This is a genomic window from Flagellimonas algicida (assembly GCF_049629585.1).
Lineage (GTDB): Bacteria > Bacteroidota > Bacteroidia > Flavobacteriales > Flavobacteriaceae > Flagellimonas.
Window position 1 is genome coordinate 1798424 of sequence record NZ_JBMYIX010000001.1, and the last position, 15090, is coordinate 1813513.

Consider the following 15090-nt stretch of genomic DNA (forward strand, 5'->3'; position numbering starts at 1 on the left):
TTACAAATAAAAAGCCTTTCTCTGTTGAGAAAGGCTTTCCTATGCTAAAAAAACATTATGATTTATTTTACCTTGAAGGCTTTTTCCTTAGGGTAGTAGGCTACGCTTCCCAACTCCTCCTCTATGCGGAGTAATTGGTTGTACTTTGCCATACGGTCACTCCTTGAGGCTGAACCGGTCTTGATCTGACCAGTGTTCAAGGCCACGGCCAAATCGGCAATGGTATTGTCCTCGGTCTCCCCGGAGCGGTGCGACATTACTGAAGTATACCCGGCATTTTTGGCCATGTTCACGGCAGCAATGGTCTCTGTAAGCGTACCTATTTGGTTTACCTTGATCAAGATGGAATTGGCAATACCGTTTTCGATACCTCTGGACAAACGCTCTACATTGGTCACGAACAAATCGTCCCCAACCAACTGCACCTTGTCACCTACCTTATCGGTAAGCATTTTCCAGCCATCCCAGTCGTTTTCATCCATTCCGTCCTCGATGGAGATGATTGGATATTTTTCACAAAGATCGGCCAAGTATTGGGCTTGCTCTTCAGAAGTCCTTACCATTCCTTTATCACCTTCAAACTTGGTGTAGTCGTACTTTCCATCCACATAAAACTCCGCAGAAGCACAGTCCAAAGCGATCATGACATCATCACCCAATTTGTATCCAGCCTTTTCAACCGCTTTTGCAATGGTGTCCAAAGCATCTTCGGTACCACCTTCCAAAGTAGGGGCAAAACCACCTTCATCACCAACAGCGGTACTCAAACCACGGTCGTGCAATACTTTTTTCAGGTTGTGGAAAATCTCGGTACCCATTTGCATGGCATGGGTGAAGTTTTTGGCCTTGACCGGCATTACCATAAACTCTTGGAATGCAATAGGTGCATCTGAGTGTGACCCACCATTGATAATATTCATCATGGGCACAGGAAGCGTGTTGGCGCTTACCCCACCTACATAACGATACAAGGGCATGCCCAACTCATTGGCGGCAGCTTTGGCCACAGCCAAGGAAACCCCAAGAATGGCGTTGGCACCAAGTTTGGATTTGTTGGCGGTTCCGTCCAATTCTATCATGGTCTGGTCTATAAGGTTCTGCTCAAACACAGAGGTACCCACCAATTCTTCGGCAATGATAGAATTGACATTGTCCACAGCCTTGGCGACACCTTTACCCATATAGGTATTTCCTCCATCCCTAAGTTCAACAGCTTCATGCTCTCCTGTTGAGGCGCCTGAAGGTACGGCAGCCCTTCCCAAAATTCCATTTTCGGTAACTACATCTACCTCTACCGTAGGATTACCTCTTGAATCCAATATCTGTCTTGCATGAATGTTGATAATAATGCTCATTTTTAACTAAATGTTTGTGGTTTTTATTAATTGGGCTAAGATACGAAAGGTGTCTCTTTTTACGCCATCTTACCGCCCATAAAACGTGCTAAATAACCTAAAAATAAACTATAACGTTTTAGTTTTTCCCAGTCTTGATCGCATCAAAAAACTGGTCGAAAAGGTAATCGGCATCATGTGGTCCAGGACTTGCCTCTGGGTGATATTGTACCGAGAACACCTCTTTATCCTTCATCCGAATCCCAGCTACCGTTTGATCGTTCAAATGCATATGGGTGATTTCCAATTCTGGATGGGCCTCGGTCTCTTCCCTGTTGATGGCAAAACCGTGGTTTTGCGAAGTGATTTCCCCTTTCCCGGTCACCAAATTGAGGATTGGATGATTGATTCCCCTGTGCCCATTGTACATTTTATAGGTGGAAACCCCATTGGCCAAGGCCAACACCTGGTGTCCCAAACAAATCCCGAAGAGCGGTTTGTCCGAATTGATCATTTTTTTGGCTGCGGCGATGGCATCCGTCAACGGTTCTGGATCACCAGGTCCATTGGAGATGAAATACCCGTCTGGGTTCCATTCCTTCATTTCTTCAAAAGAGGCGTTGTATGGAAAAACTTTGATGTAAGCTCCCCTTTTCGCCAAGTTTCGCAGGATGTTCTTTTTGATCCCAATATCCAAAGCGGATATTTTGTATGTTGAATTTTCATCACCATAGTAATAAGGCTCTTTGGTGGACACTTTGGAGGAAAGCTCCAAACCTTCCATACTTGGAACGTTCTTCAACTTTTCCTTTAGGGCGTCTATTTCATCCACACGGGTAGATATCAAGGCGTTCATGGCCCCATGGTCCCTGATGTAACTTACCAAGGCTCTAGTATCGACATCCGAAATGGCCAACAGATTGTTCTTGTCCAAGAACTCCAACAGGCTCATATTGGCGCTGGGCCTAGAGTATTCATAACTGAAATTTTTACAGATAAGGCCTGCAATCTTTACGGAGTCCGACTCAATCTCATCGGCGTGTGTGCCATAGTTTCCTATATGGGCATTGGTGGTCACCATAAGTTGCCCAAAATAAGAGGGGTCGGTAAAAATTTCCTGATAACCGGTCATCCCGGTATTAAAACAAACCTCTCCTACAGCGGTGCCTTCTTTTCCTCCCACGGCCTTACCATAAAAAATGGTTCCATCGGCCAACAATAGTAATGCTCTTTTTTTCGCGTGATACTTCATTTGTGTGCTCTAATTTCAGTTTTGACAAAAAAACATAAAAAAAGGATAAGTTCTCACTTATCCTTTTTCCACTAATACAATAGTTAATAACATTGTTCTTATTCTTCAGAATCGTCGGTTTTGGTTTCGGCCACTGGCGCAACCGGCTCAGCTTTCTTAGCTCCTCCCCTTCTACTTCTTCTTGTGGTTTTCTTCTTAGGCTGACCTGCGTTGTACAGTTCGTTGAAGTCTACCAATTCTATCATGGCCATATCGGCGTTATCCCCTAGACGGTTACCCAACTTAATGATTCGGGTATATCCTCCTGGTCTATCAGCAACTTTTTCAGCTACGCTTCCAAAAAGTTCTGTAATGGCCTCCTTGTTTCTAAGGCTGCTGAAAACAATCCTTCTGTTGTGCATGCCTTTTTCGGCAGTTTGGTTGTTCTCTGTCTTGGCCTTGGTGATCAAGGGCTCCACAAATTGTTTCAAAGCCTTGGCTTTAGCCACTGTGGTGTTGATTCTCTTATGCTCAATAAGGGAACATGCCATATTGGCCAACATTGCCTTTCTGTGGGCCGATTTTCTTCCTAAGTGATTAAACTTCTTTCCGTGTCTCATTGTTTCAATTTATCATCTTGCTACCAAATCCCTACGTTATTGGGAGAGCAAAATATGATTATTAATCTTTATCTAATTTGTATTTGGAAAGGTCCATACCAAATTGTAGGCCTTTGTTGATGACCAACTCTTCCAATTCGGTCAAGGATTTTTTACCAAAGTTCCTGAACTTCATCAAATCGTTCTTGTTGAAGGAAACCAAGTCTCCCAAAGTATCCACTTCGGCAGCCTTAAGGCAGTTCAAGGCTCTTACGGAAAGGTCCATGTCCACCAATTTGGTCTTCAACAACTGACGCATGTGCAAAGATTCCTCATCATAGGTCTCTGTTTGGGCGATTTCATCAGCCTCAAGGGTGATGCGTTCATCGGAGAACAACATAAAGTGATGGATCAAAACTTTGGCAGCTTCGGTCAACGCATCTTTTGGGTGGATGGAACCATCGGTAAGAATTTCGAAAACCAATTTTTCGTAATCGGTCTTTTGCTCTACCCTAAAGTTCTCAATGCTGTATTTTACGTTTTTCACCGGAGTGTAAACGGAATCCACGGCAATGCTTCCCAAAGGTGCATTGGATTTTTTGTTTTCCTCGGCAGGAACGTATCCACGTCCTTTTTCTATAACGATCTCAAGGTTGATGCTCACTTTGGGATCCATGTTACAGATCACCAACTCTGGGTTGAGCACTTGGTATCCTGAGATAAATTTTTGGAAATCACCGGCGGTCAACTGTTCCTTTCCACTAACGGAAATGGAAACAGTCTCGCTCTCAACATCATCAATCTGTCTTTTAAAACGAACCTGCTTTAGGTTCAAAATGATCTCAGTTACGTCTTCAACAACGCCTGGGATAACAGAAAACTCATGTTCAACTCCATCTATGCGCACAGAAGTGATGGCAAAACCTTCCAAAGAGGAAAGCAATACCCTTCTCAACGCATTCCCAACTGTTAATCCATAGCCAGGTTCCAAAGGGCGAAATTCAAATTTCCCTTCGAAATCTGTTGAATCTATCATTATAACTTTATCGGGCTTCTGAAAATTAAGTAATGCCATAATTGGATTAATGTTGAATTCTTATTTAGAGTACAATTCGACAATCAGTTGTTCCTTGATGTTTTCAGGAATCTGAAGTCTTTCTGGAACAGTCACAAAAGTTCCTTCTTTTGTAGCCGAGTTCCAAGTAATCCATTCGTAAACACTACTATTGTTTGCCAATGAATCTTCGATAGCTTGAACGGATTTGGATTTTTCCCTAACACCTACTACATCACCAGGCTTCAATTTATAGGAAGGAATGTTCACTACATCACCGTTAACGGTAATGTGACGGTGCGATACTAACTGGCGCGCTCCCCTTCTAGAAGGAGAAATTCCCATTCTGTAGACCACATTGTCCAAACGGGATTCGCACAATTGAAGCAACACCTCACCGGTTACTCCTTCTTTTCTTTTGGCTTCGGCAAAAAGGTTACGGAACTGACGCTCCAAAATACCATAGGTATACTTTGCTTTTTGTTTTTCGGCCAACTGAACGGCGTATTCTGATTTTTTACCACGGCGTCTGTTGTTACCGTGTTGTCCTGGAGGATAATTTTTCTTTTCAAAAGACTTGTCGTCCCCGAAAATCGCTTCTCCAAACTTTCTAGCGATCTTAGTTTTTGGTCCTGTGTATCTTGCCATCTTCTTTAAAAATTGGAAAGTGCGATTATGAATTAAGGCTTATCCTTCGATAATCTAACTGCACCTTCGGTGAAGACCCTATTTAATGGGCCGTTGAATATACTAAAATTAAACTCTTCTTCTTTTGGGTGGTCTACAACCGTTGTGTGGAAGTGGTGTTACATCTACAATCTCGGTAACTTCAATACCTGAATTGTGGATGGAACGGATGGCAGATTCCCTACCGTTTCCTGGTCCTTTTACGTATACCTTAACTTTGCGCAAACCTGCTTCGTGGGCAATTTTTGCACAATCCTCTGCTGCTATCTGAGCCGCATAAGGGGTATTTTTCTTGGAACCACGGAATCCCATTTTTCCTGCGGAAGACCATGAAATCACATCACCTTTTTTGTTGGTAAGCGATATGATGATGTTATTAAAAGATGCAACAACGTGTGCCTCGCCAGTAGATTCGACGATCACTTTACGTTTTTTCGTTGTCTTGGTATTTGCCTTTGCCATATTTTTTAGTTTCTAGTGTTAGCTCTTAGTTATTGGAATCCTAGACTTTTACATTTCAAACAGATTCTTCTAACGTCTAAATACTAACTAATGACTGTTACTGCTTATTATTTAGTTGCTTTTTTCTTGTTGGCAACTGTCTTTCTTTTTCCTTTTCTGGTCCTAGAGTTGTTCTTGGTACGCTGACCCCTAAGCGGCAATCCTGCTCTGTGGCGAATTCCACGGTAACAACCGATATCCATCAATCGTTTGATGTTCAATTGGGTCTCTGAGCGAAGTTCACCTTCAATGGTATAAGCGGAAACAGCTTCCCTGATACGACCGATCTCATCATCGTTCCATTCAGAAACTTTTGTATCCTCACTTACTTGGGCGGTCTTCAAAATCTCTTGCGCCCTACTTTTACCTACTCCGAAGATGTAGGTAAGTGCAATAACGCCACGCTTTTGTTTAGGTATATCTACACCTGCAATTCTTGCCATAATTACCCTTGTCTTTGTTTAAATCTAGGATTCTTTTTGTTGATTACGTACAATCTGCCTTTTCTGCGAACTATTTTGCATTCGGCACTCCTCTTCTTTATTGATGCTCTTACTTTCATCGTAATTAGTATCTATAAGTAATTCTTGCTTTCGTTAAATCGTATGGACTCATTTCCAACTTTACCTTATCCCCGGGGAGCAACTTGATGTAGTGCATCCTCATTTTTCCGGAGATGTGTGCCGTTACCACGTGTCCGTTTTCCAATTCTACCCTGAACATTGCATTGGACAATGCTTCAATGATAGATCCGTCTTGTTCTATTGCTGGCTGCTTTGCCATAAATTATGCTACTTTTCTATTCTTTCCGGTTTTCATCAAACCGTCGTAATGTCTGTTCAACAAATACGAGTTCACTTGTTGTACGGTATCTATTGCCACACCAACCATGATCAACAATGATGTTCCTCCGTAGAACAGTGCCCATCCGGCCTGTACATCCATCAACTTTACCACAATGGCCGGCAAAACGGCCAATAGTGCCAAGAACACGGAACCGGGAAGGGTGATCAATGACATGATCTTGTCCAAATAATCACCAGTTTCCTTTCCAGGTCTGATACCAGGAATAAAACCTCCACTTCTCTTCAAATCATCGGCCATTTTATTGGTAGGCACGGTGATGGCTGTATAGAAGTATGTGAAAATGATGATCAATACTCCAAACAAGATGTTGTAGGCCAATCCGAATATATCGGCAAACTGAACTTCCATCCATTGTCCTACCGCTGTATTGTTGAATGTTCTTCCCAATAAACTTGGTGCAAACATAATAGCTTGTGCGAAAATGATAGGCATTACCCCAGAGGCATTCAATTTTAAGGGAATGTACTGGCGTGCTCCCATTACGTTCTTTTCGTATCCACCTGAAGCTGTTCTTCTGGCGTATTGTACCGGAATCTGTCTTACGGCCATCACCAAAAGTACACTGGCCAAGATGACCAAGAACCATACAATGACCTCAATCAACATAAACATGATACCTCCTGTGTTGTTGGTAGTCCTTGAAACAAATTCCTGAACAAAGGACTGTGGCATGGTGGCAATAATACCGATCATGATCAATAGGGAGATACCGTTTCCGATACCTTTATCCGTGATTTTTTCACCCAACCACATGGCAAAAACACATCCGGTCACCAAAATAATCACTGCTGGAACAATAAAGTCCAACCCTTTGCCCAATACAAAGGCACTATCTGGAACTCCCAATGCTCCAAGTCCATACAAATATGCAGGAGCTTGAACAATACAGATACCAATGGTCAACCATCGTGTAATCTGATTGATGGTCTTTCTACCACTTTCCCCTTCTTTCTGCAATTTTTGCAGATAAGGAATGGCAATTCCCATCAACTGTACCACAATGGATGCGGAGATATAAGGCATAATTCCCAGTGCAAATACTGATGCATTGGCAAAAGCTCCTCCGGTGAACGCATTAAGCAATCCCAAAATACCATCCTCGGCGGCCGTATTCAATTGGGTCAATTGCGTAGTATCAATACCAGGAAGGACAATTCGGGTACCAAAACGGTATACCAACAACAACCCTAGGGTAAGGATGATACGTTGTCTCAGTTCCTCAATCTTCCAGATATTTGATATGGTATCTATAAATTTCTTCATGCTATACGAATTCCTTATAAACTTATTGCTTCGCCTCCTGCAGCTTCAATGGCAGCTTTGGCGGAAGCCGTAAATTTATGTACAGATACTTTTAGGCCGGCTTTCAATTCACCGTCGCCCAAAATCTTAACCAAGTCATTTTTGTGGGCCAATCCGTTTTCCACAAGAGTGTCCAAAGTAACTTCTTTTTTCACAGTTCCATTGTCCACCAATTCTTGTAGTTTACCAAGATTGATTCCTCTGTATTCCTTTCTGTTGATGTTTTTGAACCCAAACTTGGGGACACGTCTTTGCAAAGGCATTTGACCTCCTTCAAAACCAATCTTTTTGGAATATCCTGATCTGGACTTGGCACCTTTGTGTCCACGGGCGGCAGTACCTCCCTTACCGGAGCCTTCTCCTCTACCTAAGCGTTTTCCCTCTTTGTGAACAGCGCCTTCCGCTGGTTTAAGATTGTGTAAATCCATGTTCCGTTATATTTTAAGCTTCCTCTGTGGAAACCAAGTGTTTTACCTTATTTACCATTCCAAGGATACTAGGTGTTGCTTCATGCTCAACAACATGCCCGATCTTGCGCAGTCCAAGGGCTTCCAAAGTCCTTTTTTGGTCTTGTGTCCTTTTGATAGCGCTCCTTACTTGTGTAACCTTAATCTTTGACATAATATCCTCGTGTTTATCCTTTAAAGACTTTTTCCAAAGAAACTCCTCTCTGCTTGGCCACGGTATCGGCACTCCTTAACTGCAACAAGGCATCAAAGGTAGCTTTTACCACGTTGTGTGGGTTGGATGAACCTTGGGACTTGGACAATACGTCTTGTACCCCAACAGCTTCCAATACGGCCCTTACAGCTCCACCGGCGATTACCCCGGTACCATGTGATGCAGGCTTAATGAAAACCCTTGCACCGCCATATTTACCTTTTTGTTCGTGGGGAAGTGTAGCTTTGGTCAAAGGAATACGAACCAAATTCTTTTTGGCATCCTCGATAGCTTTTGCAATTGCAGTGGCTACTTCCTTTGATTTTCCCAAACCATGTCCAACAACACCGTTTTCATCACCAACAACAACTATGGCTGAAAAACCAAAAGCTCTACCACCCTTGGTTACTTTGGTAACCCGTTGTACACCAACCAAACGGTCTTTCAACTCAAGTCCTCCTGGCTTTACTATTTCTACGTTCTTGTAATTCTGGTACATAGTCTTATTAGAATTTTAGTCCTGCTTCCCTAGCTCCTTCAGCCAATGATTTAACTCTTCCGTGATAAAGGTTTCCACCTCGATCAAAAGACACGGTCTCAACCCCTAGCTTAAGCGCTTTTTCCGCTATGGCCTTACCCACATTGGTTGCGACCTCACTCTTGGTTCCTTTGGCTTCCACATCCTTATCTCTTGATGAGGCTGCCGCCAAAGTTACTCCCTTGTTGTCGTCGATCAACTGGGCATATATTTCCTTATTGCTTCTGAAGACAGACAATCTTGGTCTTGCCTCAGTTCCGAAGGATACCTTTCGTATTCTTCTTCGGATGCGTAATTTTCTTTCAGTCTTAGATAATCCCATAGTCTTAATTATTAAGCTGATTTACCTGCTTTTCTTCTCAATTGTTCACCCACAAACTTGATACCTTTTCCTTTGTAAGGCTCTGGCTTACGGAAGGATCGTATCTTGGCGGCCACCTGACCTACCAATTGCTTATCGTGGGATGTTAGTTTTATGATAGGGTTCTTCCCTTTTTCGGAGACGGTCTCAACTTTCACTTCTGGAGCAATGTCCATAACGATGTTATGAGAGAATCCTAGGGCCAAGTCCAATTTCTGACCTTGGTTGCTGGCTCTGTATCCAACACCCACAAGCTCCAATTCCTTGCTCCATCCTTGAGAGACTCCTTTTACCATATTGGCAAAAAGGGCACGATATAACCCATGCTTTGCTTTGTGTTCTTTGGAATCAGAGGGTCTTTCCACCAATACGTTCCCATCCTCAACCTTTACATCAACTCCAGAGAATTCTTGGGAAAGCTCTCCCATTTTACCTTTTACGGTAACCAAGGTATCTTTCACCTCTACGGTGACCCCTTCTGGAATTGCAACTGGACTGTTACCTATTCTTGACATTTTCTTCTCTTTTCTCGATTAATATACGTAGCACAATACTTCACCACCTACATTCTCCTGCTTGGCTTGCTTGCTGGTCATAACACCGTGGGATGTAGACACAATGGCTATTCCCAAACCGTTCAATACTCTAGGCAAATCGTTAGAGTTTGAATACTTGCGCAGACCAGGCTTACTTACCCGTTGCAGTTTCTTTATAATGGGCTCTTTGGAAAACTTATCGTACTTAAGGGCTATTTTAATGTTCCCTTGTGCACCGTCATCCTCGAACTTGTAACTCAAAATATAGCCTTGATCAAACAATATTTTGGTAATTTGTTTCTTTAGATTGGAAGCGGGAACGTCCACTACCCTATGACCTGCCATGTTGGCATTTCTGATTCTGGTCAAATAATCTGAAATTGGATCTGTAAGCATTTCTTTTCTTTATCTAAATTACCAACTTGCCTTTTTAACTCCTGGTATCAAACCTTGATTGGCCATCTCCCTGAAAGTAACCCTTGATATTCCAAAAGTTCTCATATAACCTCTTGGTCTTCCTGTCAATTTACAACGGTTACGCATACGTACCGGAGATGCATTCTTAGGCAACTTCTGAAGAGCTTCGTAATCTCCAGCCTCCTTTAGCGCCTTTCTTTTCTCGGCATATTTTGCAACCATTTTTGCCCTTTTTCTCTCACGGGCTTTCATTGATTCCTTGGCCATACTAGTTCTTTTTAAAGGGTACTCCCATTTCGGTTAACAATGATTTTGCTTCTTTATCGGTTTGTGCCGATGTAACAAACGTGATGTCCATCCCGTTGATCCTATTGATCCTGTCTATATTGATCTCTGGGAAGATGATCTGCTCAGTGATACCCAAGTTGTAGTTACCCCTACCGTCAAAACCAGTAGCTTTAACTCCTTGGAAATCCCTTACCCTTGGTAAGGCAGATGTGATCAATCTATCCAAGAATTCGTACATACGCTCACCTCTCAAGGTAACTTTGGCTCCGATGGGCATTCCCTTTCTCAATTTAAAGGTAGCAACGTCCTTTTTGGAAAGAGTGGCAACTGCTTTCTGACCTGTAATGTTGGTCAACTCGTCCACTGCATGATCAATAAGCTTCTTGTCGGAAACTGCTGCTCCAACACCACGGCTTACCACAATCTTTTCCAACTTGGGAACCTGCATTACGTTACTGTAACCGAATTCTTCGGTAAGCGCCTTTATTACACGCTCTTTATATTCCTGCTTTAATCTTGGTATATAACTCATGACTAAATTACTTCATTGGATTTTTTGGAAACCCTTACTTTTTTTCCATCTCTTTCTTCGTACCCAACTCGGGTTGCATCACCAGATTTTGGATCGATCAAGGAAAGATTGGAAACATGTATTGGCGCCTCCTTTTTGGTTATACCTCCCTGAGGGTTCTGTGCGCTAGGCTTTTCGTGCTTGGATACCTCATTGACACCCTCTACGATAGCTTTGTTCTTTTCACGGAATACGCGAAGCACTTTACCTTCACTGCCTTTGTGGTCTCCCGCAATGACTCTTACTGTATCCCCTGTTTTTATTTTCAACTTCATCTCTCTGTATTCTTTTACAGCACTTCGGGTGCCAATGAAACAATCTTCATAAACTGCTTGTCCCTAAGCTCCCTTGCAACCGGTCCAAAGACACGGGTTCCTCTCATTTCACCAGTAGGGTTCAACAATACGCAGGCATTGTCATCAAAACGGATGTAAGAACCGTCGGGTCTTCTGACCTCTTTTTTGGTTCGAACAACCACTGCAGTGGAAACAGAACCTTTCTTTACAGTACCGTTAGGAGTAGCTTCCTTAACCGTGACAACAATCTTGTCACCCAATGAAGCATACCTTCTCTTTGTTCCTCCAAGTACGCGGATGGTCAAAACTTCTTTTGCACCAGTATTGTCCGCAACCTTTAATCGTGATTCTTGCTGTACCATAATTATTTAGCTCTTTCAAGGATTTCTACCAACCTCCAGCACTTGGTCTTACTCAAGGGCCTGGTTTCCATTATCTTAACGGTATCACCTTCGTTGCAATCGTTCTTTTCGTCGTGGGCAACATACTTCTTGGTCTTCAAAACGAATTTACCGTACATAGGGTGTTTTACTCGCTTTACCTCAGAAACCACAATTGATTTCTCCATTTTGTTGCTGGTAACAACGCCTATTCTTTCTTTTCTTAAATTTCTGTTTTCCATAAGGCAGAACCAATTATTGTAATTCCCTTTTAGTTAATTCTGTTGCAAGTCTAGCTACCGTCCTTCTTGCCTTTCTGATCTGTAAAGGATTTTCCAAAGGAGTAACGGCATGAGCCATTTTCAAGTCGGCATGTTGTTTCTTGAACTCGGCCAACTTCTCCTTTAGCTCTTCAATTGAAAGTTCTTTTACTTCTGATTGTCTCATCTTTCTTCTCAATTAAAAATTAAGCGGAATAATCCCTAGCTACGATAAACTTGGTTTTGACCGGCAATTTCTGGGCGGCTAACCTAAGGGCCTCTTTGGCCACATCCATTGGCACCCCAGCAATTTCGAACATGATTCTTCCAGGCTTCACAACAGCTACCCAATATTCTGGAGCACCCTTACCTTTACCCATACGTACCTCAAGAGGTTTTTTGGTGATGGGTTTGTCCGGAAATATTTTGATCCACAACTGGCCTTGTCTTTTCATGTACCTTGTCGCAGCAATACGCGCAGCCTCGATCTGACGGGAAGTAATGAAGTGGGAATCCATGGACTTGATACCGAACATTCCATTGGAAAGTTGGTGTCCTCTTTGTGAGTTACCCTTCATACGCCCCTTCTGGGCCTTACGAAATTTTGTTCTTTTTGGCTGTAACATCTTACCTTACTTTATCTTATTACTTTCTACGGCGTGGTTTTTTACCACCATCTTGTTTACCGCCTTTTCCTCCTTGACTCTTGCTCAATCCTACCAATGGGGAAAGCTCTCTTTTTCCATAGACCTCACCCTTCATGATCCAAACTTTGATACCCAATCTACCATAGGTAGTGTGAGCTTCGTGCAATGCATAATCTACATCGGCACGGAAAGTGGACAATGGAATTCTTCCTTCCTTGTAAGATTCAGAACGCGCCATTTCAGCTCCGTTCAAACGTCCAGAAATCTGGATCTTGATTCCTTCGGCATTCATACGGATTGCCGCGGCAATGGCCATTTTAATGGCTCTTCTGTATGAAATTCTGCTCTCAATCTGTCTTGCCACACTGGCAGCGACCAAATTGGCATCAAGCTCAGGTCTCTTGATTTCGTGAATATTGATCTGAACCTCTTTGTTGGTAATCTTCTTAAGCTCTTCCTTAAGTTTATCAACTTCCTGACCTCCCTTACCAATGATGATACCAGGTCTTGCCGTGGTAATGGTGATGGTGATCAATTTCAAGGTTCTCTCTATGATAACACGTGATACACTGGCCTTGGCCAAACGTGCATGCACGTACTTTCTAATTTTATCATCCTCAGCCAGCTTATCGCCGTAATCGTTTCCTCCGTACCAGTTGGATTCCCATCCTCTGATAATTCCCAAGCGATTTCCTATTGGATTGGTCTTCTGTCCCATATTCTATTTTCTAGCTTTGAACGTTGTTATTGGATTCCAAAATCATGGTCACATGGTTGGAACGCTTTCTGATTCTGTGAGCCCTTCCTTGAGGAGCGGGACGCAAACGTTTCAACATGGTTCCACCATCAACACGGATTTCCTTGATATAAAGATCCGCATCCTCAATGCTGGCATCTTCATTCTTGGCCTCCCAGTTGGCAATGGCAGAAAGCAATAGTTTCTCCATTTTTCTGGAAGCTTCCTTTGAGTTGAACCTCAAGATGGCCAAAGCCATTTCGATTTGTTTTCCCCTTACCAAATCTGCCACCAAACGCATCTTTCTTGGAGATGTTGGGCAGTTGTTAAGCTTTGCAATAGCAAGTTGCTTTTTCTCTTCCTTTAACCTTTCGGCCATTTGTCTTTTACGAACTCCCATAGCTTACTTACTTTTTACCTTTGTTTTTGGCTCCTGCATGACCCCTAAAAGATCGTGTAGGTGAAAATTCTCCAAGTTTGTGACCTACCATGTTCTCGGTAACATAAACGGGAACAAATTGCTTACCGTTGTGGACCGCGATGGTCTGTCCTACGAAATCCGGCGTTATCATTGAGGCTCTAGACCATGTTTTGATAACCGTTTTCTTTCCTGATTCTATATTGGTTTGGACTTTCTTCTCCAGACTATGATGAACGAATGGTCCTTTTTTTAACGAACGTGCCATTTACTTTTTCTTTTATTTCTTTCTACGTTCTATGATGTATCTATTGGTATCCTTGGTCTTGGAACGGGTTCTGAATCCTTTTGCAGGAATACCGTTCTTAGATCTTGGGTGACCTCCGGAAGCCCTTCCTTCACCACCACCCATTGGGTGATCAACAGGGTTCATGGCTACTGGCCTAGTTCTTGGCCTTCTACCCAACCATCTGCTTCTACCAGCTTTACCGGACACCAACAATTGGTGATCGGAGTTGGAAACCGCACCGATGGTAGCCAAACAAGTGGCCAATATCATACGGGTCTCACCAGAAGGCAACTTAATGGTAACGAACTTACCGTCCTTTGCCATCAACTGGGCAAATGTACCGGCACTTCTCGCCATGATCGCTCCTTGACCAGGTCTCAATTCTATGCAAGAGATAATGGTACCCAATGGAACCTCGCTCAACGGAAGCGCATTTCCAATTTCAGGGGCAGAACCTGTTCCGGATTGGATTTTTTGTCCTACCTGCAAACCATTTTGGGCAACCACATATCTTTTTTCACCATCCTTGTACTCTACCAAGGCGATAAATGCAGTTCTGTTGGGATCGTATTGGATTGAAACCACAGTGGCCTCAACTCCTTGTTTATCCCTTTTGAAATCGATGATTCGATATCTTCTCTTATGACCCCCACCTCTATGGCGCATGGTCATTTTTCCTTGACTGTTCCTACCACCCGACTTTTTTAACGGAGCAAGCAAGCTTTTTTCCGGCTTATCAGTAGTAATCGCGTCAAATCCGTTTACTACTCTAAAACGCTGTCCAGGGGTTATCGGTTTTAATTTTCTAACTGACATTTCTCGTCTTTATAGATTACTGTAAAAATCAATAATATCACCTTCAGCCACATCAACAATTGCCTTCTTCATGGCATTTGTCTTTCCGTGCTGGATTCCGGTTTTTGTATAACGACTCTTACGCGTTGGACCATAGTTCATGGTTCTCACCTTTTCCACAGAAACACCATAAGTAGCCTCTACCGCCTCTTTGATTTCCAACTTGTTAGCCCCAGGCTGAACGTAGAAACCATAACGGTTGAAAAGCTCGCTGTCAGCGGTCATCTTTTCCGTAATTATCGGTCTTATCAACACACTCATGA

28 protein-coding genes are annotated in these 15090 nt (G+C 42.9%); all 28 read right to left on the reverse strand.

Annotation, left to right across the window (positions count from 1 at the left end):
• Positions 1 to 62: 62 nt before the first annotated feature.
• On the reverse strand, positions 63 to 1355 hold the full coding sequence (gene eno, locus ACPD8L_RS08120; protein ID WP_116218568.1) for a phosphopyruvate hydratase: 1293 nt from the start codon (positions 1353 to 1355) through the stop codon (positions 63 to 65).
• A 118-nt stretch (positions 1356 to 1473) separates the two neighbouring features.
• Entirely contained in the window at positions 1474 to 2586 is a 1113-nt protein-coding gene (carA, locus tag ACPD8L_RS08125) for a glutamine-hydrolyzing carbamoyl-phosphate synthase small subunit (RefSeq protein ID WP_423942874.1), read from the reverse strand.
• Positions 2587 to 2684: 98 nt separating this feature from the next.
• The gene (gene rplQ, locus ACPD8L_RS08130) at positions 2685 to 3185 is read right to left on the reverse strand and encodes a 50S ribosomal protein L17 (protein ID WP_116218570.1); all 501 of its coding nucleotides are present in this window, start codon (positions 3183 to 3185) and stop codon (positions 2685 to 2687) included.
• 61 nt (positions 3186 to 3246) lie between these two features.
• On the reverse strand, positions 3247 to 4239 hold the full coding sequence (locus ACPD8L_RS08135; RefSeq protein ID WP_116218571.1) for a DNA-directed RNA polymerase subunit alpha: 993 nt from the start codon (positions 4237 to 4239) through the stop codon (positions 3247 to 3249).
• A 21-nt stretch (positions 4240 to 4260) separates the two neighbouring features.
• Positions 4261 to 4866, reverse strand: a complete 606-nt coding sequence (rpsD, locus tag ACPD8L_RS08140; RefSeq protein WP_116218572.1) for a 30S ribosomal protein S4 — start codon at positions 4864 to 4866, stop codon at positions 4261 to 4263.
• A 108-nt stretch (positions 4867 to 4974) separates the two neighbouring features.
• Positions 4975 to 5367, reverse strand: coding sequence for a 30S ribosomal protein S11 (gene rpsK, locus ACPD8L_RS08145; protein ID WP_116218573.1), 393 nt, complete (start codon positions 5365 to 5367; stop codon positions 4975 to 4977).
• A gap of 107 nt (positions 5368 to 5474) precedes the next feature.
• Positions 5475 to 5849 carry a 30S ribosomal protein S13 gene (rpsM, locus tag ACPD8L_RS08150; RefSeq protein ID WP_116218574.1) on the reverse strand — a complete coding sequence of 125 codons (375 nt, stop codon included), beginning with the start codon at positions 5847 to 5849 and terminating at the stop codon, positions 5475 to 5477.
• Between the two features lie 2 nt (positions 5850 to 5851).
• Positions 5852 to 5968 (reverse strand): type B 50S ribosomal protein L36, encoded by a 117-nt coding sequence (gene ykgO, locus ACPD8L_RS08155; protein WP_013621733.1) that lies wholly within the window; start codon positions 5966 to 5968, stop codon positions 5852 to 5854.
• 5 nt (positions 5969 to 5973) lie between these two features.
• Positions 5974 to 6189: a translation initiation factor IF-1 gene (gene infA, locus ACPD8L_RS08160; protein ID WP_008613577.1), complete on the reverse strand. Its 216-nt coding sequence runs from the start codon at positions 6187 to 6189 to the stop codon at positions 5974 to 5976.
• Positions 6190 to 6192: 3 nt separating this feature from the next.
• Positions 6193 to 7536, reverse strand: a complete 1344-nt coding sequence (gene secY / locus ACPD8L_RS08165) for a preprotein translocase subunit SecY (RefSeq protein WP_116218575.1) — start codon at positions 7534 to 7536, stop codon at positions 6193 to 6195.
• 14 nt (positions 7537 to 7550) lie between these two features.
• On the reverse strand, positions 7551 to 8003 hold the full coding sequence (rplO, locus tag ACPD8L_RS08170; protein WP_116218576.1) for a 50S ribosomal protein L15: 453 nt from the start codon (positions 8001 to 8003) through the stop codon (positions 7551 to 7553).
• A 13-nt stretch (positions 8004 to 8016) separates the two neighbouring features.
• Positions 8017 to 8196, reverse strand: coding sequence for a 50S ribosomal protein L30 (gene rpmD, locus ACPD8L_RS08175; protein WP_116218577.1), 180 nt, complete (start codon positions 8194 to 8196; stop codon positions 8017 to 8019).
• A gap of 13 nt (positions 8197 to 8209) precedes the next feature.
• Positions 8210 to 8734, reverse strand: a complete 525-nt coding sequence (gene rpsE / locus ACPD8L_RS08180; RefSeq protein ID WP_116218578.1) for a 30S ribosomal protein S5 — start codon at positions 8732 to 8734, stop codon at positions 8210 to 8212.
• Positions 8735 to 8741: 7 nt separating this feature from the next.
• Positions 8742 to 9095: a 50S ribosomal protein L18 gene (rplR, locus tag ACPD8L_RS08185; RefSeq protein ID WP_129653237.1), complete on the reverse strand. Its 354-nt coding sequence runs from the start codon at positions 9093 to 9095 to the stop codon at positions 8742 to 8744.
• 11 nt (positions 9096 to 9106) lie between these two features.
• A complete protein-coding gene (gene rplF, locus ACPD8L_RS08190; RefSeq protein ID WP_116218580.1) occupies positions 9107 to 9649 on the reverse strand; it encodes a 50S ribosomal protein L6 in 543 nt (180 codons plus the stop codon).
• Between the two features lie 18 nt (positions 9650 to 9667).
• Positions 9668 to 10066: a 30S ribosomal protein S8 gene (rpsH, locus tag ACPD8L_RS08195; protein ID WP_116218581.1), complete on the reverse strand. Its 399-nt coding sequence runs from the start codon at positions 10064 to 10066 to the stop codon at positions 9668 to 9670.
• An 18-nt stretch (positions 10067 to 10084) separates the two neighbouring features.
• On the reverse strand, positions 10085 to 10354 hold the full coding sequence (rpsN, locus tag ACPD8L_RS08200) for a 30S ribosomal protein S14 (RefSeq protein WP_116218582.1): 270 nt from the start codon (positions 10352 to 10354) through the stop codon (positions 10085 to 10087).
• A gap of 1 nt (position 10355) precedes the next feature.
• A complete protein-coding gene (rplE, locus tag ACPD8L_RS08205; RefSeq protein ID WP_116218583.1) occupies positions 10356 to 10907 on the reverse strand; it encodes a 50S ribosomal protein L5 in 552 nt (183 codons plus the stop codon).
• 2 nt (positions 10908 to 10909) lie between these two features.
• Positions 10910 to 11221, reverse strand: a complete 312-nt coding sequence (gene rplX / locus ACPD8L_RS08210) for a 50S ribosomal protein L24 (protein ID WP_116218584.1) — start codon at positions 11219 to 11221, stop codon at positions 10910 to 10912.
• A 14-nt stretch (positions 11222 to 11235) separates the two neighbouring features.
• A complete protein-coding gene (rplN, locus tag ACPD8L_RS08215; protein WP_106145060.1) occupies positions 11236 to 11604 on the reverse strand; it encodes a 50S ribosomal protein L14 in 369 nt (122 codons plus the stop codon).
• 2 nt (positions 11605 to 11606) lie between these two features.
• The gene (gene rpsQ / locus ACPD8L_RS08220; protein WP_014032003.1) at positions 11607 to 11864 is read right to left on the reverse strand and encodes a 30S ribosomal protein S17; all 258 of its coding nucleotides are present in this window, start codon (positions 11862 to 11864) and stop codon (positions 11607 to 11609) included.
• 13 nt (positions 11865 to 11877) lie between these two features.
• A complete protein-coding gene (rpmC, locus tag ACPD8L_RS08225) occupies positions 11878 to 12069 on the reverse strand; it encodes a 50S ribosomal protein L29 (protein WP_116218585.1) in 192 nt (63 codons plus the stop codon).
• 19 nt (positions 12070 to 12088) lie between these two features.
• Entirely contained in the window at positions 12089 to 12508 is a 420-nt protein-coding gene (gene rplP / locus ACPD8L_RS08230) for a 50S ribosomal protein L16 (RefSeq protein ID WP_116218586.1), read from the reverse strand.
• A gap of 19 nt (positions 12509 to 12527) precedes the next feature.
• A complete protein-coding gene (gene rpsC / locus ACPD8L_RS08235; RefSeq protein WP_116218587.1) occupies positions 12528 to 13247 on the reverse strand; it encodes a 30S ribosomal protein S3 in 720 nt (239 codons plus the stop codon).
• 10 nt (positions 13248 to 13257) lie between these two features.
• Entirely contained in the window at positions 13258 to 13665 is a 408-nt protein-coding gene (gene rplV / locus ACPD8L_RS08240; protein WP_129653241.1) for a 50S ribosomal protein L22, read from the reverse strand.
• Between the two features lie 7 nt (positions 13666 to 13672).
• Positions 13673 to 13951, reverse strand: coding sequence for a 30S ribosomal protein S19 (rpsS, locus tag ACPD8L_RS08245; RefSeq protein WP_116218589.1), 279 nt, complete (start codon positions 13949 to 13951; stop codon positions 13673 to 13675).
• A gap of 12 nt (positions 13952 to 13963) precedes the next feature.
• Positions 13964 to 14788: a 50S ribosomal protein L2 gene (gene rplB, locus ACPD8L_RS08250; RefSeq protein WP_293302204.1), complete on the reverse strand. Its 825-nt coding sequence runs from the start codon at positions 14786 to 14788 to the stop codon at positions 13964 to 13966.
• Between the two features lie 9 nt (positions 14789 to 14797).
• The gene (gene rplW, locus ACPD8L_RS08255; RefSeq protein ID WP_116218591.1) at positions 14798 to 15088 is read right to left on the reverse strand and encodes a 50S ribosomal protein L23; all 291 of its coding nucleotides are present in this window, start codon (positions 15086 to 15088) and stop codon (positions 14798 to 14800) included.
• Positions 15089 to 15090: the final 2 nt, after the last annotated feature.

Bases quoted from the DNA above. Each gene is read 5' to 3' on its own strand.
- ykgO (WP_013621733.1), bottom strand. From the start codon at position 5,968: ATGAAAGTAAGAGCATCAATAAAGAAGAGGAGTGCCGAATGCAAAATA.
- rpsD (WP_116218572.1), bottom strand. From the start codon at position 4,866: ATGGCAAGATACACAGGACCAAAAACTAAGATCGCTAGAAAGTTTGGA.
- rpsE (WP_116218578.1), bottom strand. From the start codon at position 8,734: ATGTACCAGAATTACAAGAACGTAGAAATAGTAAAGCCAGGAGGACTT.
- rplF (WP_116218580.1), bottom strand. From the start codon at position 9,649: ATGTCAAGAATAGGTAACAGTCCAGTTGCAATTCCAGAAGGGGTCACC.
- rplP (WP_116218586.1), bottom strand. From the start codon at position 12,508: ATGTTACAGCCAAAAAGAACAAAATTTCGTAAGGCCCAGAAGGGGCGT.
- secY (WP_116218575.1), bottom strand. From the start codon at position 7,536: ATGAAGAAATTTATAGATACCATATCAAATATCTGGAAGATTGAGGAA.
- rpsS (WP_116218589.1), bottom strand. From the start codon at position 13,951: ATGGCACGTTCGTTAAAAAAAGGACCATTCGTTCATCATAGTCTGGAG.
- rplV (WP_129653241.1), bottom strand. From the start codon at position 13,665: ATGGGAGTTCGTAAAAGACAAATGGCCGAAAGGTTAAAGGAAGAGAAA.
- rpsC (WP_116218587.1), bottom strand. From the start codon at position 13,247: ATGGGACAGAAGACCAATCCAATAGGAAATCGCTTGGGAATTATCAGA.
- rplO (WP_116218576.1), bottom strand. From the start codon at position 8,003: ATGGATTTACACAATCTTAAACCAGCGGAAGGCGCTGTTCACAAAGAG.
- ACPD8L_RS08135 (WP_116218571.1), bottom strand. From the start codon at position 4,239: ATGGCATTACTTAATTTTCAGAAGCCCGATAAAGTTATAATGATAGAT.
- eno (WP_116218568.1), bottom strand. From the start codon at position 1,355: ATGAGCATTATTATCAACATTCATGCAAGACAGATATTGGATTCAAGA.
- rplX (WP_116218584.1), bottom strand. From the start codon at position 11,221: ATGAAGTTGAAAATAAAAACAGGGGATACAGTAAGAGTCATTGCGGGA.
- carA (WP_423942874.1), bottom strand. From the start codon at position 2,586: ATGAAGTATCACGCGAAAAAAAGAGCATTACTATTGTTGGCCGATGGA.
- rpsQ (WP_014032003.1), bottom strand. From the start codon at position 11,864: ATGGAAAACAGAAATTTAAGAAAAGAAAGAATAGGCGTTGTTACCAGC.
- rplB (WP_293302204.1), bottom strand. From the start codon at position 14,788: ATGTCAGTTAGAAAATTAAAACCGATAACCCCTGGACAGCGTTTTAGA.
- rpsH (WP_116218581.1), bottom strand. From the start codon at position 10,066: ATGCTTACAGATCCAATTTCAGATTATTTGACCAGAATCAGAAATGCC.
- rpsK (WP_116218573.1), bottom strand. From the start codon at position 5,367: ATGGCAAAGGCAAATACCAAGACAACGAAAAAACGTAAAGTGATCGTC.
- rpmC (WP_116218585.1), bottom strand. From the start codon at position 12,069: ATGAGACAATCAGAAGTAAAAGAACTTTCAATTGAAGAGCTAAAGGAG.
- rpsM (WP_116218574.1), bottom strand. From the start codon at position 5,849: ATGGCAAGAATTGCAGGTGTAGATATACCTAAACAAAAGCGTGGCGTT.
- infA (WP_008613577.1), bottom strand. From the start codon at position 6,189: ATGGCAAAGCAGCCAGCAATAGAACAAGACGGATCTATCATTGAAGCA.
- rplE (WP_116218583.1), bottom strand. From the start codon at position 10,907: ATGAGTTATATACCAAGATTAAAGCAGGAATATAAAGAGCGTGTAATA.
- rpmD (WP_116218577.1), bottom strand. From the start codon at position 8,196: ATGTCAAAGATTAAGGTTACACAAGTAAGGAGCGCTATCAAAAGGACA.
- rplQ (WP_116218570.1), bottom strand. From the start codon at position 3,185: ATGAGACACGGAAAGAAGTTTAATCACTTAGGAAGAAAATCGGCCCAC.
- rplW (WP_116218591.1), bottom strand. From the start codon at position 15,088: ATGAGTGTGTTGATAAGACCGATAATTACGGAAAAGATGACCGCTGAC.
- rplR (WP_129653237.1), bottom strand. From the start codon at position 9,095: ATGGGATTATCTAAGACTGAAAGAAAATTACGCATCCGAAGAAGAATA.
- rplN (WP_106145060.1), bottom strand. From the start codon at position 11,604: ATGGTACAGCAAGAATCACGATTAAAGGTTGCGGACAATACTGGTGCA.
- rpsN (WP_116218582.1), bottom strand. From the start codon at position 10,354: ATGGCCAAGGAATCAATGAAAGCCCGTGAGAGAAAAAGGGCAAAAATG.